The 21007-nt window shown below is 69.6% G+C and carries 23 protein-coding genes; 12 read left to right on the top strand and 11 right to left on the bottom strand.

Features of this window, described 5'->3' with window-relative positions; translation table 11 throughout:
* Positions 1 to 4: 4 nt before the first annotated feature.
* Together QRM95_RS07200 and QRM95_RS07195 are read right to left on the bottom strand one after the other, a co-directional pair.
* Entirely contained in the window at positions 5 to 1162 is a 1158-nt protein-coding gene (locus tag QRM95_RS07200) for an ROK family transcriptional regulator (protein ID WP_285247115.1), read from the bottom strand.
* On the bottom strand, positions 1159 to 3069 hold the full coding sequence (locus tag QRM95_RS07195; protein ID WP_285247114.1) for a hypothetical protein: 1911 nt from the start codon (positions 3067 to 3069) through the stop codon (positions 1159 to 1161). The genes QRM95_RS07200 and QRM95_RS07195 overlap by 4 nt, the downstream gene beginning before the upstream one ends.
* A gap of 146 nt (positions 3070 to 3215) precedes the next feature.
* Here QRM95_RS07195 and QRM95_RS07190 point away from each other — a divergent pair, with 146 nt between their 5' ends.
* The 4 genes from QRM95_RS07190 to QRM95_RS07175 all read left to right on the top strand — a co-directional run bounded on the left by QRM95_RS07190 (position 3216) and on the right by QRM95_RS07175 (position 6109).
* On the top strand, positions 3216 to 3962 hold the full coding sequence (locus tag QRM95_RS07190) for an ABC transporter permease (RefSeq protein WP_285247113.1): 747 nt from the start codon (positions 3216 to 3218) through the stop codon (positions 3960 to 3962).
* 109 nt (positions 3963 to 4071) lie between these two features.
* Complete coding sequence (locus tag QRM95_RS07185) at positions 4072 to 4659, top strand: hypothetical protein (protein ID WP_285247112.1); 588 nt, start codon at positions 4072 to 4074, stop codon at positions 4657 to 4659.
* Between the two features lie 146 nt (positions 4660 to 4805).
* Complete coding sequence (locus tag QRM95_RS07180) at positions 4806 to 5549, top strand: YcnI family copper-binding membrane protein (RefSeq protein WP_285247111.1); 744 nt, start codon at positions 4806 to 4808, stop codon at positions 5547 to 5549.
* 11 nt (positions 5550 to 5560) lie between these two features.
* Complete coding sequence (locus QRM95_RS07175; RefSeq protein ID WP_285247110.1) at positions 5561 to 6109, top strand: copper resistance CopC family protein; 549 nt, start codon at positions 5561 to 5563, stop codon at positions 6107 to 6109.
* An 81-nt stretch (positions 6110 to 6190) separates the two neighbouring features.
* On the opposite strand, the gene QRM95_RS07170 is transcribed toward QRM95_RS07175, so the two are convergent.
* A complete protein-coding gene (locus QRM95_RS07170; RefSeq protein WP_285247202.1) occupies positions 6191 to 6736 on the bottom strand; it encodes a YceI family protein in 546 nt (181 codons plus the stop codon).
* Between the two features lie 146 nt (positions 6737 to 6882).
* Between QRM95_RS07170 and QRM95_RS07165 the strand changes: the two genes are divergently transcribed.
* Positions 6883 to 7308: a hypothetical protein gene (locus QRM95_RS07165; RefSeq protein WP_285247109.1), complete on the top strand. Its 426-nt coding sequence runs from the start codon at positions 6883 to 6885 to the stop codon at positions 7306 to 7308.
* Complete coding sequence (locus QRM95_RS07160) at positions 7305 to 8144, top strand: CDP-alcohol phosphatidyltransferase family protein (RefSeq protein WP_285247108.1); 840 nt, start codon at positions 7305 to 7307, stop codon at positions 8142 to 8144. Before QRM95_RS07165 ends, QRM95_RS07160 begins: the two co-directional genes overlap by 4 nt.
* 22 nt (positions 8145 to 8166) lie before the next feature.
* Here the strand turns inward: QRM95_RS07160 and QRM95_RS07155 are convergent, their stop codons facing one another.
* Both QRM95_RS07155 and QRM95_RS07150 read right to left on the bottom strand, forming a co-directional pair.
* Positions 8167 to 8571, bottom strand: coding sequence for a DUF302 domain-containing protein (locus tag QRM95_RS07155; protein ID WP_285247107.1), 405 nt, complete (start codon positions 8569 to 8571; stop codon positions 8167 to 8169).
* Positions 8572 to 8617: 46 nt separating this feature from the next.
* Positions 8618 to 8875, bottom strand: coding sequence for a metal-sensitive transcriptional regulator (locus tag QRM95_RS07150; protein ID WP_109045264.1), 258 nt, complete (start codon positions 8873 to 8875; stop codon positions 8618 to 8620).
* Between the two features lie 123 nt (positions 8876 to 8998).
* On the opposite strand from QRM95_RS07150, the gene QRM95_RS07145 reads away from it, so the two are divergent.
* The 6 genes from QRM95_RS07145 (at position 8999) to QRM95_RS07120 (ending at position 13963) form a co-directional block, all read left to right on the top strand.
* The gene (locus QRM95_RS07145) at positions 8999 to 9616 is read left to right on the top strand and encodes a rhodanese-like domain-containing protein (RefSeq protein ID WP_285247106.1); all 618 of its coding nucleotides are present in this window, start codon (positions 8999 to 9001) and stop codon (positions 9614 to 9616) included.
* Complete coding sequence (locus QRM95_RS07140; protein WP_285247105.1) at positions 9613 to 10371, top strand: sulfite exporter TauE/SafE family protein; 759 nt, start codon at positions 9613 to 9615, stop codon at positions 10369 to 10371. Before QRM95_RS07145 ends, QRM95_RS07140 begins: the two co-directional genes overlap by 4 nt.
* Positions 10372 to 10394: 23 nt before the next feature.
* Positions 10395 to 10736, top strand: coding sequence for a rhodanese-like domain-containing protein (locus QRM95_RS07135; RefSeq protein WP_285247104.1), 342 nt, complete (start codon positions 10395 to 10397; stop codon positions 10734 to 10736).
* A 47-nt stretch (positions 10737 to 10783) separates the two neighbouring features.
* The gene (locus QRM95_RS07130) at positions 10784 to 11080 is read left to right on the top strand and encodes a rhodanese-like domain-containing protein (RefSeq protein ID WP_285247103.1); all 297 of its coding nucleotides are present in this window, start codon (positions 10784 to 10786) and stop codon (positions 11078 to 11080) included.
* 94 nt (positions 11081 to 11174) lie between these two features.
* A complete protein-coding gene (locus tag QRM95_RS07125) occupies positions 11175 to 12575 on the top strand; it encodes an MBL fold metallo-hydrolase (protein ID WP_285247102.1) in 1401 nt (466 codons plus the stop codon).
* A gap of 113 nt (positions 12576 to 12688) precedes the next feature.
* Positions 12689 to 13963, top strand: coding sequence for an MFS transporter (locus QRM95_RS07120; RefSeq protein WP_285247101.1), 1275 nt, complete (start codon positions 12689 to 12691; stop codon positions 13961 to 13963).
* 6 nt (positions 13964 to 13969) lie between these two features.
* On the opposite strand, the gene QRM95_RS07115 is transcribed toward QRM95_RS07120, so the two are convergent.
* The 6 genes from QRM95_RS07115 to QRM95_RS07090 are packed head-to-tail and all read right to left on the bottom strand — an operon-like array spanning position 13970 to position 20904.
* Positions 13970 to 14212 (bottom strand): acyl carrier protein, encoded by a 243-nt coding sequence (locus QRM95_RS07115; RefSeq protein ID WP_285247100.1) that lies wholly within the window; start codon positions 14210 to 14212, stop codon positions 13970 to 13972.
* A 28-nt stretch (positions 14213 to 14240) separates the two neighbouring features.
* Complete coding sequence (locus QRM95_RS07110; RefSeq protein ID WP_285247099.1) at positions 14241 to 15734, bottom strand: dihydrolipoamide acetyltransferase family protein; 1494 nt, start codon at positions 15732 to 15734, stop codon at positions 14241 to 14243.
* Entirely contained in the window at positions 15727 to 16707 is a 981-nt protein-coding gene (locus tag QRM95_RS07105; RefSeq protein WP_285247098.1) for an alpha-ketoacid dehydrogenase subunit beta, read from the bottom strand. Before QRM95_RS07105 ends, QRM95_RS07110 begins: the two co-directional genes overlap by 8 nt.
* On the bottom strand, positions 16704 to 17753 hold the full coding sequence (pdhA, locus tag QRM95_RS07100; RefSeq protein ID WP_285247097.1) for a pyruvate dehydrogenase (acetyl-transferring) E1 component subunit alpha: 1050 nt from the start codon (positions 17751 to 17753) through the stop codon (positions 16704 to 16706). Before pdhA ends, QRM95_RS07105 begins: the two co-directional genes overlap by 4 nt.
* On the bottom strand, positions 17750 to 19567 hold the full coding sequence (gene acsA, locus QRM95_RS07095; protein ID WP_285247096.1) for an acetate--CoA ligase: 1818 nt from the start codon (positions 19565 to 19567) through the stop codon (positions 17750 to 17752). The genes pdhA and acsA overlap by 4 nt, the downstream gene beginning before the upstream one ends.
* Positions 19564 to 20904 (bottom strand): phosphoribosyltransferase, encoded by a 1341-nt coding sequence (locus QRM95_RS07090; protein WP_285247201.1) that lies wholly within the window; start codon positions 20902 to 20904, stop codon positions 19564 to 19566. Before QRM95_RS07090 ends, acsA begins: the two co-directional genes overlap by 4 nt.
* Positions 20905 to 21007 lie beyond the last annotated feature (103 nt).

Genomic DNA, 21007 nt, shown 5'->3' with positions numbered 1-21007 from the left:
TGGTTCAGCGCAGGGACCGCTGGATGGCCAGGCAGGCGGCGCCCTTGCCCCAGAGATCGGCGTCGGCGGGCGCCACCTTGAGCCGGGGCAGGAAGTCGCCGCCCTCGAGCGCATACTCCCGAAGGGACGCCGCCAACCGGTCGGCCAGCAGGTCGTAGGCGGCGGAACCTTCGCCGGTGATGACCACCAGTTCGGGGGCGGCAAGGTTGCACACCACCGCCAGGCCGCGCCCGATCCAGCCGCCTGCGGCGTCAAAGGCTTCCCGGGCGGCGGCTGCCCGCCTGCCCTGGCCGTCCCGGGCCAGCCGCATCGCCGTGCCCACATCCGCGGTACCGGCGGCGGCGGCGATCGCTGCGTCGCCGGCGAGCGCTTCCAGGCAGCCCCGCCGGCCGCAGCTGCACAGCGGGCCGTCCGGAACCAGCGGGATGTGGCCCAGTTCCCCGGCGGCTCCCTGGGCCCCGCCGTACACCTTTCCGTCGAACACGAGGCCCAGTCCGATGCCGGGCCCCAAGGTCACCACCGCGAAGTTGCGGGCATTCCTGCCGTCGCCGAACAGGTGCTCGGCGACGGCCAGGGCGTTGACGTCGTTGTGGACGGTGACGGGCAGCGCGATCTGTTCCGCCAGGGGTGTTGCCACGTCCACCCCCCGCCAGCCAAGGATTGGGGAAAAGCGGCATGTCCCGGCGTCGGGATCCACGTGTCCGCTGACCGCCACCCCCACGCCCAAGGCCTTTTCCCGCGCGCCGGGCACCGAGTCGAGCAGCCGGTCCACCAAGGCGGCGACGGCCCGGAAGGTGTCCGCAGGCGCCAGCGGAACACCCACTTCCTCGCCGCGGGCCAGCACGTTTGCGCCCAGGTCCGTGACGACGCCGGAAATGACCTTGGGACCGATCTTGATGCCCACCGCGGTGTGCTTTGTGGCCACGACTTCGATCAGGCGCTCAGGCCGGCCGCGTCCGTTGGGCGTGGTGGGCGCCTCCACCACGTATCCCTGGTCAACCAGCGGCCGGAGTGTCCGGGCGATGGTGGACGGGTCCAGGGATGCCTGCCGGGCAAGCTCCACCCGCGAGATCGGCGCGTGCCGCAGCACCAGGGAAAACAGCCCGGCCCGGTGCGGATCCCTGAGGGCGGGAACCCCGAAGGCCTGCGTCGGTGTGCTCACATGTCCAACTCTATCCAGTTCAGGTTGATGGCTCCCTTGTCCGTGGCGCCCCTGCCGATGGTGACCAGGTTCAGGCCGGCATCGAGCGTGATGGTGCCGTCCGCCACGCCCCAGGTGTCCCAGGTGGCCAGGCCCGGGAAGCTGACGTGGACCGGACCGTCCACGGTGGAACGGTCCGCCTTTTCGGCGGTGACCGTCATGGTGCTGGTATCGCCGGTGGCATTGGCATACCGGTAGCGGATGGCGTAGCTGCCGCGGTGCGGCACCTGGACCGCGAACGTGACCAGCGGGTCCGCGCTGCCGGAGCCCGCCTGGAGTCCGTCCACGAAGCCGTTGCCGTCATACCCGGGGTGGTTGTTGTTGAAGCCGGCCCCGCCTCCCCAGGCTGCGAAGGCCGCGGGGTACCGGGTGGTGCCGTGCATCTTCGGCGGAGTGACGCGGAAGATGGCCGAGGCGTGCGGGGCCAGCGCGGCCGTGGCGCGGGAGTCCATGCCCAGGTTCCTGTGCTCCCAGAGGTCCCGGACGTTGCCGCCGGTTGCCAGGCCGAGGTCCTTTGCGAAGTCGATGGTCTTGGTGACCGTTTCAGTGTCGCTGCGGTTGAAGAGCGCAACGCCCCACGAACCGTCCGGAAGCTGCCCGGCCCAGCGTTCGGTGTCGCGGGAGCCGGGGTCCTTGGAGAACGGGGTGGCGGACCGGTAGAGGGGCTTGCCCACCAGGCCGTCGGCATTGAGCTGGAGGACTTCCTTGTTGGTGTAAACCCAGGCGTTGTTGCCGATTTGCTGGTAGGTGTCAGCGATGGCCAGGGGTGATCCGGCCGCGACCATCAGGTTCATCATGGTCTTGCGTTCCTCGTCGCTGGCAAAGGTGCTGGCACGCATGAAGTCGCCGTCAAGGATCAGCTGGCCCCTGCCGTTGCGGTGGGACCAGCCGGTGAACCCGCAGAACGGGTTGGCCCAGTTGGGCCACGCGTCCTGCCAGTTCTGGCGCATCCCGCTCAGCCGGTCCCAGCCGCCCTTGTCGGCGTCGGCATTGATCCGCACCAGGTCGCCGTTGGCCAGTTCTGCGGAACCGTCCTGGAACATGTGCGGCATCACGAGCGAAACTTCCATGTCCTCGCCGGCGGCCTCGCTGATCCAGGAGAGGGCGAGTTCGTAGTTGGCCCGGCCGTGCGGGGCGTTGACCTGCCCGATGTTCGCGTCCCTTCCGTCCTCGTACCAGGAGAGGAAGTCGATCCGCAGGTAGGGAACGCCGAGGTCCTTGAAGTAGCGCACGTAGCCCTGGACGTATTCCTTGGCGCCGGACTTGGTCACGTCCAGCCAGTACAGCTGGTTTCCGCCGATGTCCCGGGCGAAGAAGTCCCCGGGCACCACCAGGTCCGCGATCTTGACGTCGGGCCGGCCCAGGACGGTCTTGGAAGCGTCTTCGACGGCGGCCCGGTGCACCCAGAGCGGGTTGTAGTAGACACCCAGCTTCATCTTCCGCGCGGCCAGGTACGTGGCCCAGTAAGCCCAGTCGTGCTGCCAGGAATCGTTGTAGCTGGTGATGTAGCCGTTGCCGGTGGTGCGGCTGGAGCCTTCGATCCAGCCGTCGGTGCATGCGATGTCGTAACCGAACCCGGCGAAGTTTCCGGCCAGCCAGTCGATGTTGGCCTTCCACTCGTTTTCCGGGATCGGGGCGTTGTGCGGGAAGGAGTAGCCGTAGATGTTCCAGTACCGGGGGCCAGCACCGCTGCGGGTGAACACGCTGTTCCGGCTGGCCAGGCGCAAGGGCGGCGCGGCCGTGACGGGGATGCCCGGGCGGGCGGTGACGGCGGTGGCGGCCTGGGCGGAGCCTGCCATGCCCAAGGCGTAGGCGAGGGTGGCGGCGCTGCCGGTGGTGAGCAATGTGCGGCGGGACAGGTTCATCATCGATCAGTCCTTTGGGAGGGAGGTCGGGGCACACCAAAGTATTCACGGGCTATATTCGTGCGTCAAGCATTTAATTAATTCCGACGCCGGGACAGCCCTCGGGCGGGCATGGCCCCGGGAAGCCACGGGGTCAGTAAGCTGGGCAGATGCCCGACCTTGCCGCACTGGCCCCCACCCTGGCGGCCATCGCCATCCTGGCGGCACTCACGGTGGGCATCCTCTGGGGCTCGCGGACGCCGTCGTACCTCTCCCCTGCCCTTGCCATCCTCCGCGGCGTGCTGCAGCTGGCGGTCATCAGCCTTGTCCTGGGAGGGGTCATCACCAGCCCGCTATGGGTTGGCCTGGCCCTGCTGGTCATGTTCTCCGTGGCGTCCGTGACGGCTACGCGGCGGCTCTCCTGGTCCTGGCGGCGGTTCGCCGTGGTGGCCGCGACCATGGCGGCCGGCATCTTGGTGACGGTCGCCATCGTCTTCGGCACAGGGGCCATCGAATTTTCGCCGCGCTACGCCCTGGCCGTGGGCGGGATCGTGATCGGCAACTCCATGACCATCGCCACGCTGGCCGGCCGCCGCTTCGTCGAGGCCGTCCTGGAGCAGTGGGACCAGGTGGAGGGCTGGCTGGCGCTGGGCGCGACGCCCCGGCAGGCCACCCTCATCCAGGCCCGGCAGGCGGTGCATTCGGCGCTGATACCCTCCACGGACCAGACCAAGACCACCGGACTGGTCACGCTTCCCGGCGCATTCGTGGGCGCCATTTTTGGCGGCGCCTCGCCCCTGGAAGCCGGCCGGTTCCAGGTGGTGGTGCTGGCGTCCATCATGGCGGCAGGGTCCATTACCGCCGTCGCGTTGATCCGTTCGCTGGGCAACGTCACAGTGCGGCCCGAGCCGCTGTAGGGCTGCGCGCCGTCACGACCCGGGCGGCACGGGTGCCGATTACGCGCCAAGGTGCTGTTTTCCCTAAAGTGGTACCGGGTAATCAGTGGAAGAAGGGGTGGCGATTGGCATGAGCGCGCCGTTCCGTTTCCCCCGCGCCTTCGCGTTCACGGTAGCGATGTTCGCCCTCGCTGCCGGAGCCCACGTGTTGGCCCGCGGCGTGATGCCCCACCCCGCCATCGTCGCCGGCCTCTTTGCCCTGGTGCTGCTGCCCGTCATGGTGCTCGCCAGGATCCGGGTCAACTCCCCTGTGATGGCCGGCCTGCTCATCGGCGGCCAGCTGGTCCTCCACGAGGCCTTCAGCACCCTGTCCGCTTCGTCCGGCTTCACTCCGGCTCCGGGCGCGCACGTCCACCCGGGGGAACCGCTTGCCGCGGCAGCAGTGGCAGCGGCCCCGGAACACCTCCACGCTACGGACCCGCTGATGCTGGTCCTGCACGCCGCGGCCACCGTGTCCACCGCCCTGCTGCTGGCCCGCGGCGAAGCGGCCGTCTGGGCCCTCGCGGCCTGGCTGCGGCCGCTGATCCGTATCCTGACGGCGGCGTTCCTTCCCGACTGGCCGCAGCTTCCGGCTCCGCGCCGCCAAGTTGTGGTGCTGCGCGCCGAGGTCCTCCGGCTTCCCGCACTCCGCGGTCCGCCGCGCGCTGCCGCCTCCTGAGCGGCACCTGACCCCACCATGCTGCCCGGGCCCAAGGCGATGCCCTTGGACCGCTGCCATTGCGCGCGCCCCGGTCAGCCATGCCCTCGCGCCCGGCCGCAGCCGCAGGCCGCCCCGGCGCACCCATACCTTGTGAAAGCGACATCATGAACACCTCCATCCGCCACACCGCCAAAGCCTTCGCCGCCATCACCGCGGCCGCCGGAATGCTCGCCGCAGGCGCCGCCGCCGCGTCAGCCCATGTCTCCGTGGACCCGGGCGACACCGGCGCCAACGGCTACTCGCACCTGACCTTCAATGTCCCCAACGAGTCCCCCACCGCCAAGACGAACAAGCTTGAGGTCAAGCTGCCCACCGACACACCGTTCACCTCTGTCTCGGTCAAACCGGTGGAAGGCTGGACCGCGCAGGTCATCACCAGTGACCTGCCCAAGCCGGTGACGGTGGCCGGCGCCACGGTCACCAAGGCGCCAACTTCGGTGGTCTGGACCGCGGACGAAGCCCACCAGTTGGGGCAGAACCAGTACCAGGCGTTTTCGCTCTCGGTGGGCCGCCTCCCGGCCGAGGGGACCACGGTGGTACTGGAGGCCGCCCAAAGTTACAGCGACGGGACGGTGGTGAACTGGAACGAGCGCAGTGCTGACGGGCAGCCCGAGCCCAAGCATCCGGCCCCCTCCTTCACCACCACAGCCGAGGACGGCACCACGGCGCACACCACCCCGGCCCCGGCTGCCGCTTCAGCTGCTCCCGCCGCCTCGGATGCCATCGTGCTCACCTCCGATGCGACCTCAATCTGGGGCGTTGTCCTCGGCGCTGCGGGGTTTGTCCTGGGCGCCGCCGCCCTGGCACTGGTGCTGGCCGGCCGCCGGTCCCGCGCGGCAGCCAAGTAGCAGGGGCCCGGATGTTGGCGAATCTGCTCCGCTGGTTCCGGCGCAGCGTGTTGGTCCTGGCCGTGGCCGCATGTTCGGTTGTCCTGGCTGCACCCGCGCAGGCGCACGATGTGCTCGAATCCAGTGATCCTGCGAATGGATCGTCCGTTCCGGCGGTTCCCAGCCGGATTGGACTGACCTTCGACCGCACGCCGATGGGCATCGGCTCGGTGATCCAGGTGCAGGATGGGACCGGCACGGACCAGGCCGACGGCGCCGTCACGATTGTGGACAACCATGTCACCCAGGCCGTGAAGGCCGGTGCACCGGCAGGCAAATACACGGTGATCTGGCGAGTGGCTTCCTCCGATGGCCACCCCATCGAAGGAACCTTCACGTTCACGGCCGGCTCCGGAAACTCCGGTGCGTCGCCGTCCGCAGCTGCTGCTGCCGCCGGTGCCGGCGGGACGCCCGCAGGCGTAATCATTGCCGGCGGGGCTGCCGCCGTCCTGGTCATCGGCTTGGCCGGCGGGGCGGTGCTGGTGCGGCGGCGGCTCCGGAACACGGAGTCCGACGCCTGACGACGCCACAAGCCTGGCCGGGGCGGCCCTGCGCATCCGGCGCAGTGGCCTCCCCGGCCGGTCGTCGGGCAGATCCCTGTGTCAGCCCTGCTTCACGAGCGCGGCTTCGAGGTTGATCTTCACCTTGTCGCTGACCAGCAGGCCGCCGGCTTCCAGGGCGGCGTTCCAGGTCAGGCCGAACTCCTTGCGGCTGATCTCGGCTTCCGCGGAGAAGCCTGCCCGTGTGGCGCCGAAGGGATCCACGGCAACACCCGTGAACTCCACCTCGAGCTCCACGGGCTTGGTGACACCCTTGATGGTCAGGTCGCCGGTCAGGGTGTATTCCTCGCCGTCACCTTCGATGGCAGTGCCGCGGAACGTCATCTCGGGAAACTTCTCGACGTCGAAGAAGTCCTCACCCCGGACGTGCGCATCACGGTTGGCGTCTCCTGAGTCGAAGCTGGCCGTGGCAACGGTGGCGTGCACGGTGGAGTCAGCCAGGGACTCACCCACCCGGGCTTCGGCCTGGGCATCGGTGAAGCGGCCCCGGACCTTGCTGATCCCGGCATGCCGGACGCTGAAGCCGATCTCGCTGTGTGACATGTCCAGGGTCCAGGTTCCCGGGGTGAGTTGCTGGGGAAGGGTCATGGTCATTTCTCCTTGCTCGTAGGGCCGCAGGCTTCGCTGCCCGCTATGGGCGCAAGATTGCGGATGGTCCTAAATATTCCGCATCCAACCCGCATTTATAAGGGGGCGGGGTGAACCGGAAGGGAACTTCGGGCGTATACATAAGCGTGGCACTAAGACTATTGACCGCCCTTGCGTTGTTCATTGATGCCGGCGTACACCTGTTCCTGGCCCCGGGCTACCAGAACGCCCAGCCGGGCACCGTCAGCCAGGGCACCCTGTTCCTGCTGGAGGCCGCGGTAGCGCTTGTGGCCGGAATCTTTGTCCTGCTCCGCGGCAGCCGGGCAGCCTATGCTGTGGCCCTGCTGGTGGCACTGAGCGCCTTCGCGGCCGTGATGCTGTATCGCTACGTTGATATCCCGGCCATCGGACCGATCCCCGCCATGTACGATCCCGTCTGGTTCTTCTCGAAGACCCTCAGCGCCGTCGCCGAGGGAGCCGGGGCCCTCCTGGCCGCCGTGGGACTGGTGCGGGCGTCCGGGAAGCGGCGCTCCGCCGTCGTGAAGCGCCGCGCGACGCGTCCCGGCACGTGATTCCCCGTCCGGATTCCGCGGCACGCCGGTGGCCCGGGGCCGCCGCCGTCGTCAGCGTGCGGGCGGAGGCGGCAGGGCCTCGCGGTGCGTCCGGACGTGCCGTCCCCGACGCACTGGCCGCCCTGGCCGCCTACGGCTTGTTGGCGCTGTGGCTGTCATCGTTGTCTGCTCCGGGATTTCCCCTGCAACTGGCAGGCCTGGGCGCGGGAGCGCTGGTCACTGGCGCGGCGGCCGCTTCCGTGCTGCGCCGGGCACCCAGGTTCTCCACCCCGGCCGACCGCGTGACGCTGCTGCGCGCCGTCCTCGCCGCCCTGTGTGCCGCCATGGCGGTCCCCCAACTGTTCACGGGGCCGCGGGAGGACCTGCTGATTCCGGTCCTGGGCGGGCTGGCCTTCGCGCTGGACGGGGTGGACGGGGCAGTGGCCCGGCGGACCGGGCTGTCCTCCACGGCGGGGGCCCGCTTTGATGCGGCTACCGACGCCGGGCTGGTCCTTGCGTTGTCCGTCGCGGCCACTGCCCGGGTGGGGCCGTGGGTGCTCGCGATCGGGGGCATGTACTACGTTTTCGTGGCCGCCGGAGGCTTCCGGCCCCACCTCCGCGGGTCACTGCCGCCACGGCAATCACGGAAGGCAATCGGGGCGTTCCAGCCGTTCGCGCTGCTCCTGCCACTGCTTCCCGGCGTCCCGTCTGCGGCCGCGGTGTCCATTCCGGTGGCGGCCCTGGCGCTGCTGGCGTTTTCCTTCGGGCGGGACGTGGTCCAGCTGGAGCGCCGTCACCGTGCAGTGCTCCTTGAATCCGGCGCAGCCACGCCCGGCTCCGGACCGATCACCCCCTGAGCTGCGCGGCTATCCTCCTGCTTCACCGCAGGCTGGCGAGGGCCTTCCGGAGCCGCGTCCCGGCGTCGTCCGCCACGTCCTTGACTGCAGGCGCGTCGCTGAGCTGGACCATGGCCTGCGGGTCGATCGCCTCAACTGTGGTCTCTTGCGCACCGGCCTGGCGGCGCACCACCACGTTGCACGGCAGCAGGGCGCCCATTTGCGGCTCGGCGGCGAGGGCTCGGCTGGCAAGGGAGGGATTGCAGGCGCCAAGGATGACATAGTCCCCGACGGCGTCTGCGGCGTCGGTGCCGAGCTTGGCTTGGAAGGTGGAGCGGATGTTGATTTCCGTCAGGATCCCGAAGCCCTCCGCGGCTAGGGCCGCGCGGGTGCGTTCCAGCGCTTCGGCCCAGGGAAGGGCGACGGTGGTGGCCAGCGTGTAGGTCATGGTGCTCCTCGAAGTTGCCGGGCGGTCAGTTGCGGTTCGGGTCTGGTCAGGCGAGGGACAGGAAGAGCTTTTCCAGCTCTTTCCGGTCCATGGTTTCGTCCTTTTGGGTGATGCACTGCTCCAGGCCGGTGGCGATGATGGCGAAGCCGGCGCGGTCAAGGGCCTTGGAGACGGCGGCCAGCTGGGTGACGACGTCCTTGCAGTCCCGGCCTTCCTCGAGCATCCGGGTGACGGCGGCGAGCTGGCCTTGGGCGCGCTTGAGGCGGTTGATCACGGGCGTGAGTTCGGTTGGGTTCAGTTCCATAAGGGGTTCTCCATCGGTGGGGTGCTCCCCCAAGCCTATACCCCCACGGGTGTTTTGACTACCCCCGGGGGTATCTGTAATACTCGGTGGGGTATCCACCAGCCCCCGTTTTGAGAGGCCCCCATGACTTCCCCCTCCACACCAACCGCTGTTACCGCACTCGCCCCCGAGACCTTGCGGACGTGGTTCAACACGCACCAGGACCTGATGGTGATCGACGTTCGTTCCGCCGCTGAATTCGAGTCCATGCACATCCGCGGCTCCTACAACGTGCCGCTCCCCCTCCTCTCCGAGCACACCGGGGAACTCGCCGCCCGGCTGGGCTCACGCGTGGTCCTGGTCTGCCAGTCCGGCGTCCGCGCCGAGCAGGCCCGCCAGCGGATGGCGGCGGTTGGCCTCGACACCGCCTATGTCCTCACGGGCGGGGTGCCCGGCTTCGCCGCCGCCGGCGGCAAAGTGGTCAAAGGCCAGGACCGCTGGGACATGGAACGCCAGGTCCGCCTGGCCGCGGGTTCCCTGGTGATGCTGGGACTGGTGGGCGGCAAGTTCATCTCGCCCAAGGTCCGCATGCTGGCAGGCGCCATTGGCACGGGGCTGACCTTCTCCGCCGCCACCAACACCTGCGCCATGGGCAAGGCCCTCTCGGCCATGCCGTGGAACAAGGCAACCACGGAGCCCACCCGCGAAAGCGCCATCCTGCAGCTTCCCGTCCATGGCGCCGAAGAGGACGCCGCGGCATGATCCCTGCCCTGGGTCTGGGGCTCGTCGTCGGAATCGTCCTGGGCGTGGTGGGCGGCGGCGGCTCCATCATCGCCGTTCCCGCACTGGTGTACGGGGTGGGCATGAGCCCCGCCCAGGCCATCCCGACGTCGCTGCTGGTGGTGGGCGTGTCGTCACTGGCAGCCCTGCTCCCCCGGATCCGGGAGGGCCTGAACTGGCCCGTCATCGCACTTGTCGGGGGCGCAGGCATTCCGGCTGCCTGGGCCGGCGCCGCCGTCGGCAAACTCCTGGATCCGACCATCCTGATGCTGGCCTTTGCCGCGATCATGGTCATTGCCGGAATCCGGATGCTCAGCAAACCCCGCGAAACCGAGGGCTCCTGCAGCATCGGCCCGCACCGGGCGTTCCGCACCTGCGCGCCGAAGGCCGTGGGCGTAGGCCTGCTCGTCGGGTTCCTCACGGGACTGCTTGGCGTGGGCGGCGGCTTCCTGATCACCCCCGCACTGACCATCTTCCTGGGCCTGCGCATGAAGCAGGCCGTGGGAACCTCCCTGGCCATCATCGTGGTCAACTCGGCCGCCGGATTCAGCGCCCACGCCACCGGCTACACCATCGACTGGGCCACCACCCTGGCGTTCGCCATCCCGGCCATCGTTGGATCACTGGTCGCCGCACGGCTTGCCCGCCGCCTGAAGGACAAGCACATCCGCATCTCGTTCGCGGTACTCATCTTCGCCGTTGCGGCGTGGGTCACCGCCGGCACGGTCACCGCCTGACCCATTCCACAAAGGAGAACAGCATGGGATTGATCGATTCCCTCAAGAAGGCCTTCAGCAAGCCCTACAAGACAATCTCCGTGGCACAGGCCAAGGACCTCCTGGGTTCCGGCGCCACGTTCATCGACGTCAGGTCAACGCAGGAATGGCGGACCGGCCGGGCACCGCAAGCCAAGCATGTTCCCCTGGACCGGCTGCAGGCCGGCACCGCCGGCATCCAAAAGACCCGCCCCGTGATCGCCATCTGCGCCTCCGGCGTGCGGTCCGCGTCCGCCGCCCGGCTCCTGGCCACCGAGGGCTACGACGCCTACTCGGTCCGCGGCGGTATGGCGGCCTGGCGCCAGGCCGGCGAACCCGTCCGCTAAACGGGCGCCACTGAACCAGCCACATCACACTTCGAAGGACAACCATCATGGCTGAAATCACCATCACCGAAGCCGACCAGCGCCGCAACGCCGCCCGCATCCTCGATGTCCGCGAGGACTTCGAAGTCGCCGAAGGCATGATCCCCGAGGCCCTGCACATCCCCATGGGCCAGCTGCAGGCCCGCCTGGGCGAGCTCGACCCGGCCGTCCCCGTCATTGCCGTCTGCCGCAGCGGCAACCGCAGCGCCGCCGTCGCCGACGCCCTCAACGGCGCAGGCTACACGGCGGACACCATGGCCGGCGGCATGACCGCCTGGACCCGCGCCGGACTCCCCACCACCTGACATTCCGGGGGATATCTCTAGTTGTTGTATACCCCCCCTGGTATCTAAAATTGATACCAGGATTTCATATCTTTCCCATTCGAAGGAGCACCAGATGCTGCTTGAACGCATATATGACGAAGACCTGGCCCAGGCGAGCTACCTGATCGGCTGCCAGGCCAAGGGCGAGGCAATCGTGGTGGACGGCCGCCGGGACATCGCCGTCTACCAGAACCTTGCCGCCAAGAACGGCATGAAGATCGTGGCCGTCACCGAGACCCACATCCACGCCGACTACCTCTCCGGCACGCGCGAACTGGCCGCCGCCACCGGCGCGAAGATCTACGTGTCCGGGGAGGGTGGACCCGACTGGCAGTACGGGTTCGACGGCGAGCGGCTGCACGACGGCGACACCATCGCCCTGGGCAACATCACCATCAAGGCGGTCCACACCCCCGGCCACACCCCGGAGCACCTGTCCTTCCTGGTCACCGACGGTGCGTTCAGCGACAAGCCCGGCTACCTGCTCTCCGGAGACTTCGTGTTCTCCGGCGATTTGGGCCGGCCGGACCTGCTGGACGAGGCCGCCGGCGGCATCGACACCCGCTTCGAGGGCGCCAAGCAGCTGTTCGCCAGCCTCCGCGACAAGTTCCTTGCCCTGCCGGACTACGTCCAGGTCCACCCGGGCCACGGCGCCGGCAGCGCCTGCGGCAAGGCCCTGGGCGCCATCCCTTCCTCCACAGTGGGCTACGAACGCCTCTACGCCTGGTGGGGCCCCTACCTGGCCACCAACGACGAACAGGGCTTCATCAACGAACTGCTCGACGGCCAGCCCGACGCCCACGCCTACTTCGCCCGCATGAAGCGCGAAAACCGGGAAGGCCCCGCCGTCATGGGCGAACGCGCCCCGCTGCAGGAACTGGACACGGACGCCGTCGCCAAGGGCCTGGCCGAGGACACCCTGACCTTCATCGACACCCGCTCCAGCGGCGAAATCCACCAGGGCACGGTGGCGCGGTCCCTGAACGTCCCGGCCGGCAAGTCCGTAGCCAGCTACGGCGCCTGGGTGGTCAACCCGGAAACCGACAAGAACCCGCTGGTGCTGCTGGCCAGGGACCAGGACCAGGCCCAGGACCTGTGGGACCACCTGGTCCGCGTGGGCATCGACAACGTGGCCGGCTACCTCACCAGCATCAAGGGGTTGCCCACCTTCACCCCCAAGCTGATCCAGCCTGGGGAACTCGAGGGTTTCGATACCGCCATGGTGCTCGATGTCCGCAACAAGACCGAGCACAAGGCCGGGCACGTCCCCGGCTCCCACCAGCTCAGCGGCGGCCGCGTGATGTGGCACCTGGACGAGCTGCCGGCGGAGGGCACCATCGTCTCTTACTGCCAGTCCGGCGTGCGCAACTCCGTAGCCGCCAGCGCCCTGCGCCGTGCCGGGTACGACGTTGTCGAACTCGACGGCAGCTACACCGCCTGGAACGCCTGGCGGAACAGCGTCCCCGCAGCCTGAGCAGGCAATTCCCCCTAGACCGCCCGGGCAAGACCCCCCTCCTGCCCGGGCCCGGCCCGGACGCGTCCCCCGCGCGTCCGGGCCACCTTCTGCTTCACCAGAACGGAGCCACCATGCAGGGCACCCCCCTCCGCGGCACCAGCGGATCCACCCCGGCGGTGCTGGGCCTGCGGCAGAACGTTGCCCAGTTCATGCTGCTGGTGGCCGTGAACGCCCTGGTGGGCGGCACCCTGGGCCAGGAGCGCACGGTCCTTCCGCTGATCGCCGCCCAGGAATTCCACCTCGACCTGTACACGGGCGCACTGACCTACATCCTCGCCTTCGGCTTGTCCAAGGCCGCCATGAACTACTTCGCCGGTACGCTCTCGGACCGGTACGGCCGGAAACCGGTCCTCATCGCCGGCTGGCTGGCAGCGGTGCCCGTCCCGCTGATGCTCATACTCGCTCCGTCCTGGGGCTGGATCGTGGCGGCCAATGTGCTGCTGGGCGTCAGCCAGGGCCTCACCTGGTCCACCGCCGTGATCATGAAAATGGACCTCGTGGGCCCCAAACAGCGCGGCCTGGCCATGGGCTTCAACGAGGCCGCGGGCTATCTCGGGGTCGCCGTAACGGCCCTGGCCACCGGCTACCTCGCCACCGCCTACGGCCTGCGCCCGGCCCCGTTCCTATTGGGCGCCGCCTACATCGCACTGGGTCTGGGCCTGACCGTCCTGGCCGTCCGCGAAACCCACCACCACGCCAGGACCGAGGCCGCGCAGCATGCCGCGGGCCGGGATACCGCCCGTGCCGGCCTCACCACCGGGCAGGTATTCACCCTCACCAGCTTCAGGGACCGCTCACTCTCCGCGGCCAGCCAGGCCGGACTGGTGAACAACCTCAACGACGGCCTGGCATGGGGCCTCTTCCCCGTCCTGTTCGCCGGCGCCGGGCTTGGCCTGGGCCAGATCGGCATCCTGGCCGCCGCCTACCCGGCGGCCTGGGGCGCGGCCCAACTGGTGACCGGAGCAGCCTCCGACCGTTGGGGACGCAAGTGGTTCATCGCCACCGGCATGCTGGTGCAAGCCGGCGCCTTGGCGATCATTGCTTCCGCGCACGGCTTCGCACCGTGGCTCGCCGCCGCCGTCGTGCTGGGCCTCGGTACCGCCATGGTCTACCCCACACTGCTGGCCGCCATCGGCGACGTCGCCCACCCGGCCTGGCGCGCCCGCTCCGTGGGCGTGTACCGGCTGTGGCGCGACGGCGGATTCGCCGTGGGTGCCCTGCTCTCCGGAGTACTCGCGGACCTCTACGGCATCCCCGCGGCCATCGCCGCCGTCGCGGTGCTCACCGCCCTCTCGGGCCTGGTGGTTGCGGTGCGGATGCGCGGGAATGACCACGCTGCGGGATAGCCCCCTTTATCCGTGCCCGGCCAGGTACTCCACCAGCCCGCCCACCGTGGCCACCGCCGGATAGTCGGCTTCCGGGATGTCGACGCCCGTGGACTCGGCGATGACCTCCACCAGGCGGAGGAAATCCAGCGAGTCCAGTTCCAGGTCCTGGCGCAGCCTGGCAGTGCCGTCCAGGTCGCCGGGCTCGACGTCGGGCGCTACTTTGCCGATCGCCGCCTCCACGGCCTGGCGCGCGTCCTCTTGGTTCACGGTTCCTCCTCGGTCACACGGGTCCGGCTCACAGGTCCTCCGGCGTTTGCAGGAGTTCGTCGATCCTGGCCAGGAAGCGGCCGCCGCGCAGCCCGTCGCTGACCCGGTGGTCCGCGGACAGGGTGGCGGTGGCCGCGTGCCGGATCCCGAGCATCCCGTTGTGCGCCCACGGCTGTTCGATGACCTTGCCGAAACCCACCATGGCAACCTGAGGCGGATAGATCACGCCGTAGACGCTTTCGACCCCAAGGTCGCCCAGGTTGGTGACGGTAATGGTGGGGTCGGCCATCTCCGCGCGCTGCAGCCGGCCTGCCCTGGCCCGGCTGACCAGGCCGCGCAGCTGCTCCATGAGTTCGTCCAGCGTCAGGGTGTCTGCGTCGTGCACCGCCGGGGCCACGATCCCGCCGTGCCGCAGGGCCACCGCGACGCCCAGGTGCACGGCATTGCTCGGCTGGAACGCGCCCCTGGTGAAGAATCCGTTCATGTCCGGCACCTCCTTCGCCGCGAGCGCGGTGGCCTTGAGCAGCAGGGCGGAGGGCACCAGGCGGGCGGTGACGGGCCGCTGCTGGTTGGCCGCCTGCATCCACGCCATGGCCGCGGCAAGGTCCAGGGTGGTGGCGAGGTAGTAGTGCGGGACTTCCTTCTTGGACCGCGACATCAGCGCGCCGATCGCCTGCCGCAGGCTTTCCGCCTTGCTGGCGGCCGCAGCCCGTTCCTGCCGGGGGGCTGCGGGCGGCACGTTTTCCTTTGCGTTCCCGGGTTCCGTTGCCTGCGCGGGCGCCGGCGGGCGGGCTTCCGACGGCGGCGCTTCCGCCGGCTTGTCCGCGCCGGGTTCCCTGGCCGGCCGCCCCCGCGGCGGGACGGCGGCGAGCACGTCTTCCTCGGTGACGGCACCACCCGGTCCCGTGCCCGTGACGGCCGGCAGGTCCACCCCAAGTTCCGCCGCCAGCCGCCGGGCCAGCGGCGAGGACCGCACGCGGTGCGCTTCGGGTACTTTTGCCGGCTCCGGCGCCCGGGTGCCGGACGCCGCAGCGGCGCGTTCGACGTCGGCCCGGGTCACCTCTCCGCCGGCTCCGCTCCCGCTGAGGCGTCCGACGTCGACCCCCAGCGTGTGCGCAAGGTGCCGGACCGGCGGCGGGACCTTGGCGCCGGGCTCCGGGTGGCCGCCAGCGGCGCGCGAGTGAGCGGGCGTTTCCTCTTTTGCTGTCAAAGGTGAGCGGGCGTCGGGGAAAATGCTGCCGGAAGTGAGCGGGGGTTGGGGCCCGGGTGGCGGCGGGAGTTCGGCGGGGGTGGCCGTGATCCGGGCGATGGGGGTCCCCACCTGCACGGTGTCGCCGATGTCCACCAGGAACTCGGCGACGACCCCGTCCTCGAAAGACTCGATGTCCATCACGGTCTTGTCGGTGTCCACGGCCGCCACGAGGTCACCCTTGTGGACATAATCCCCCGGCTTGACCAGCCACTCCACCACCTTGCCGTGCTCCATGTCCGCGCCCAGGGACGGCATCCGGAACTCAGCCATGGGTCCCCACGGCCCTCCGGGCGGCCGCCATGACCCGCTCCACCGACGGCAGGGCAGCCTGTTCCAGGTGCTTGGCGTACGGGACGGGCACCTCCAGGCTGCATACCCGTTCCACCGGGGCGTCCAGGTCGAAGAAGGCCTGCTCGCAGATCCGGGCGGCAATCTCCGCCGAGATGCTGCCGCTGCGCCAGCCCTCGTCCACCACCACAGCCCGGTGGGTCCTGGCCACGCTGTCCATGATGGTGGGCGCATCCAGCGGGCGGAGTGTCCGGAGGTCGATCACGTCGGCCTCGATGCCTTCGGCGGCCAGCAGGTCCGCGGCCTCCAGCACCATGGGCAGCGTGCCGCCGTAGGTGATGAGTGTCAGGCCGTCACCCTTGCGCACCACCGCCGCCTTGTCGATGTCCACGGCGCCGGCGTCGTCGTCGAGCTCCCCGGCCACGTTGTACAGCGAGCCATGCTCGAAGATCAGCACCGGGTCCGGGTCCTGCAACGCGGTCCACAGCATCCCGCGGGCGTCCGCCAAGGTGGCCGGGGCCAGGATCCGCAGCCCGGGAATATGGGCGTACCAGCCCTCCAGGCTGTGCGAGTGCTGGGCGCCGAGCTGCCGGCCGGCTCCGGTGGTCATCCGGATAACGATGGGCACGTTGAACTGGCCGCCGGACATGTGCAGCAGCGTGGCGGCATTGTTGATGATCTGGTCCAGCGCCAGCAGGCTGAAGTTGACGGTCATGATTTCGACGACGGGACGCATCCCGCCCAGCGCGGAGCCGATGCCCGCGCCGACGAACCCGGACTCGGACAGTGGCGTGTCACGGATCCGTTCGGGCCCGAACTCCTCCAGCAGTCCCAGGCTCACGGCGAAGCTGCCGCCGTACCTGCCTACGTCCTCGCCCATGAGGAACACCCGCTCGTCGCGCTGCATCGCGTCGCGGAGGGCCGCCCGCATCGCTTCCCGGTACGTGGTTTTCATCCTGCTGCCCCTTCTTTCCCGGCGCCGCCGCCGGCGGTGGCAGCGCCGCTGCCGGCTTCCGGCGGGTCGCTGTATACAAACCGCATGAGTTCGGACACCGGTTCCGGCGTGCCGTTCTCGGCGAATCCCACCGCGGTGCTGATCTCGGCGTCCACGTCCGCCGCCAGCGCCGCCCAGGTGTCCTCCGGCAGCTGTCCCGCGGCCTGCATGGTTCCCTGCAGCAGGCTGATGGGGTCCCGTTCCATCCAGCGGGAAACCTCGGCCTTCTCCCGGTACAGCTCGGGATCGAACATGGAGTGGGCGCGGAAGCGGTAGGTGCGCAGTTCCAGGAAGTGCGGCCCGCCCCCGGACCGGACGGCATCCACCGCCCGCCGGGCAGCTTCCTCGACGGCGAGTACGTCCATCCCGTCCACGGCCCACGCGGAGATTTCGTACCCGGCGGCCTTGAGCGCGATGTCCGTCTGGGATTCGGAACGGCCCAGCGCGGTTCCCATGGCGTAGAGGTTGTTTTCGCAGCAGAACAGCACGGGGAGCTGCCACAGGGCGGCCAGGTTCATGCTTTCGTGGAACTCGCCTTCGGCCACGGCGCCTTCGCCGAAGAAGCAGACAGTGACGCGCTGGCGGCCGGCCATCCGGTCCGCGAGCGCCAGGCCGACGGCGAGCGGCAGTCCGCCGGCAACGATCGCGTTGCCCCCGTAGAAGCGCGCCGCCGCGTCGAAGAGGTGCATGGAACCGCCCCGGCCGCGGCAGCAGCCCTCGGCGTGGCCGTACATTTCGGCGAGGATGGCACCGGCGGAGACGCCCCGGAGCAAAGCGTGGCCGTGCTCCCGGTACGTGGCCACCACCGCGTCGTCGGCTGCCAGGGTTTCCATCACCCCGGCCGCCACGGCTTCCTCGCCGATGTACACGTGCAGGAAACCGCGGATCTTGGCCGCGCTGTACAGCTCGATGCATTTTTCTTCGAGCCGGCGGACCCGCAGCATCTGCCGCAGCAGGTGCAGGGCGTGTTCCTGGTCGCGGATGGCCGGGTTCCGCAGGGTGCTCATGGCTGCTCCTTGCCGAGGCCCGGCGCCGGTCCGGCCGGGGCCTCCAGGGTTGAGGTGTCGCCTTCGGGCAGTCCCAGCTCGCGGGCTTTCAGGAGCCGGCGGAGGATCTTTCCGCTCCGGGTCTTGGGCAGCGTACTGGTGAAGTCGAGCAGCCGGGGCGCGACGGCGGCTCCCAGCCGTTTCCGGGCGAAGCCGATGATCTCCAGCTGCAGGGCCTCGCTAGGCTGGTTGCCCGGCTTGAGTTCCACGAAGGCCTTGACCACCTCGCCGGCCACGGGGTCGGGTACTCCGATCACCCCGGCTTCGGCCACCGCGGGATGTTCCATCAGGCAGCTTTCCACCTCGAACGGGCCGATCAGGTGGCCAGAGGACTTGATGACGTCGTCACCGCGGCCGACGAACCAGAAGTAGCCGTCGGCGTCCCGTTTCGCCAGGTCACCGGTGAGGTACCAGCCGCCGGCGAAGCACCGCCGGTAGCGCTCCTCCTCGTTGAGGTAGCCGCGGAACATGGACGGCCACCCGGGGCGCAGCGCCAGCTCACCCATGGTGTCCGGTTCCGTGACCAGGACCGCCTGTCCGTCCGTGATGACCGCTTTACCGTCGGCGTCCCGTGCCACGAGCGCCGCCTCGATGCCGGGGAGCGGACGGCCCATGGACCCGGGGCGGATGTCCATGGCGGGATAGTTGGCGATCATGATCCCGCCGGTCTCGGTCTGCCACCAGTTGTCGTGCACCGGCAGGCCCAGGACCTCCTGGCCCCACACCACCGCCTCGGGGTTCAGCGGCTCCCCCACACTGGCGATGAAGCGCAGCGCTGACAGGTCATGCCCGGCCGCCCGTTCGGCGCCGGCCTTCATAAGCATCCGCAGTGCCGTGGGGGCGGTGTACCAGACCGTGACGTGCTGGTCCGCAAGGATCCGGTACCAGCGGTCCGCGTCCAGCTCCTCCTCGTCCACGATGGCGGTCACGCCGTGCACCAGCGGCGCGATAATTCCGTAGGACATTCCGGTCACCCAGCCGGGATCGGCGGTGCACCAGTAGACGTCCTCCGGGTGCAGGTCCAGGGCGAAGCGGCCGGTGGCGTAATGGGCGGCCACGGCGCCATGGACGTGGATGGCGCCCTTGGGCGTGCCGGTGGTGCCGCTGGTGAAGTGCAGCAGGGCCATGTCCTCCGGCTGGGTGCCGGCGACCTCCCCGATCGGGTCCGCCCGGGACAGGAGTGCTGCCAGGTCAAGGGTCCCGGGTTCGGGGGTGCCATCCGCGTCCACCAGCAGGATGTGGCGGAGTTCCGGAAGGCTGTCCCGCACCGGCGCCACCTTCTTGCGGTACAGGGCCCTGGTGGTGACCAGGGCCCGGCCCGCGCCGAGGTGCAGCCGCTGCCGGACCGGTTCGGGGCCGAACGCGGAGAAGAGCGGGCAGAAGACGCTGCCGTTCTTGAAGGTTCCCAGCACCGCGGCATACAGCTCCGGGCTGCGGCCCAGGAGGGAGAAGACCCGCTCACCGCGCCCCACCCCCAGGGCCCGGAGCACTGCCGCGAACCTGCCGGACTGCTCCGCAAGGTCACCGTAATCCAGGGACCGGGTGCCGCCGTCGGCCCTGATGAAGCGCAGGGCTTCCCTGCCCCCGCGGCCTTCGGCCACGTGGCGGTCCACGGCCTCGTAGGCGATATTCAGCCCGCGGCCCCCCGGCAGCCCGGCCAGTTCCTCCCGGGCCTGGTCCCAGCTGAAGTCGCGCCGGGCGGCGTCGTAGTCCGGCATGTTGGGCTGCACCGGGAAGGCGGCCACGTCCTTGGCGATGGCGGGCCAGCGTGTCACTCCCTCGCCTCCGGCATGGACCGGCCCACCGGTGATGGCAGCAGGTATTGGCGGAACCAGTCGGCAGCCAGGTTCGCGGCCAATGCCAGGGTTCCGGGCTCCTCGAACAGGTGGGTGGCGCCCGGGACGATCTCGAGCCGGGTGGGCGCCTGCATCCGTGCCATTGCCTGGCGGTTGAGTGCGAGGACCTGGGTGTCCGCACTGCCAACGATCAGGAGGGTGGGGGCCCTGACGGCGTCCAGCCGCGGACCGGCAAGGTCAGGCCGTCCGCCCCGGGACACGACGGCGGCAACGTCGGCGCCGGGCTCGGCCGCGGCCCACAGCGCCGCTCCGGCACCGGTGCTCGCCCCGAAGTAGCCGATCCGTCCGGCCGAGCCGTCGTGCCGGACCTTCAGCCAGTGGGTGGCGGCTGAGAGGCGCCGGGCCAGGAGCGCGATATCGAAGACATTGGCACGGTTGACTTCTTCCTCGGGGGTCAGCAGGTCCAGGAGCAAGGTGCCCAGGCCCGCCCCATGCAGGACGGAGGCCACGAAACGGTTGCGCGGGCTGTGCCGGCTGCTCCCGCTGCCGTGGGCGAAGATCACCGTGCCGTCGCACACGGCCGGCAAGTAGAGGCTGCCCCGCAGCACGGCCATCCCGTCCGGAATCTCGACCTCGTCCACCAGGCTGCTGTCCCCCCTTTCGGGGCCGCTGCGGGACGGCTGGGACGCGGCGGCGTCCAGCAACTGGACCACCTCGCCATCCTCGGTGGGGGAAAAGTCGTGGTAGTAGTAGCCCACGGACTGGAAGTCCTGCGGCGAAAGCAGGCAGACGACGTCGTCCGGTTCCTTGAGCTCGACGATGGCCCGGGCAGGGGCCACCGGCACGGCAAGGATGACTTTCGCGGCGCCCAAGTGCCGCGCCACCTGGCAGGCGGCCTTGGCCGTGGAGCCGGTGGCGATGCCGTCGTCCACGATCACGGCGGTGCGGCCGGTGAGGTCAAGCATCGGGCGCCCCTGCCGGAACCGTGCCACCCTGCTGTCCAGCAGGGTGCGCTCCCGCCGTTCCACCTGCTGCAGGTCCTCCTGGGAGACGCGGGCCATGGAGATGGTGCGTGGATCCAAGACCCGGACGCCGCCCTCCCCTATGGCTCCCATGGCCACCTCAGGCTGGAACGGGACGCCCAGTTTCCTGACCACGATCACGTCCAGTGGCGCCTCGAGGGCCTTGGCCACCTCGAATGCCACGGGCACGCCGCCTCGGGGCAGGCCCAGCACCACCACGTCCCGTCCCCGGAGTCCGCTGAGCCGCTTGCCCAGCCGCCGGCCGGCGTCGGCCCTGTTCAGGAATGCAACCATCACGCTCACCCGCCATCTGGATACAGCTCCGCCATGGCCTTCGGTGCGGCATGGGCCGGAGTGGATCCCGCCCGGTACCGCATCACGTCAGTCATGGCGGATG

It is taken from the genome of Pseudarthrobacter sp. efr-133-R2A-89 (assembly GCF_030209315.1).
Classification (GTDB): domain Bacteria; phylum Actinomycetota; class Actinomycetes; order Actinomycetales; family Micrococcaceae; genus Arthrobacter.
Note: the sequence above shows the minus strand (reverse complement) of the source record. Positions and strands in the feature narration are given on the sequence as shown.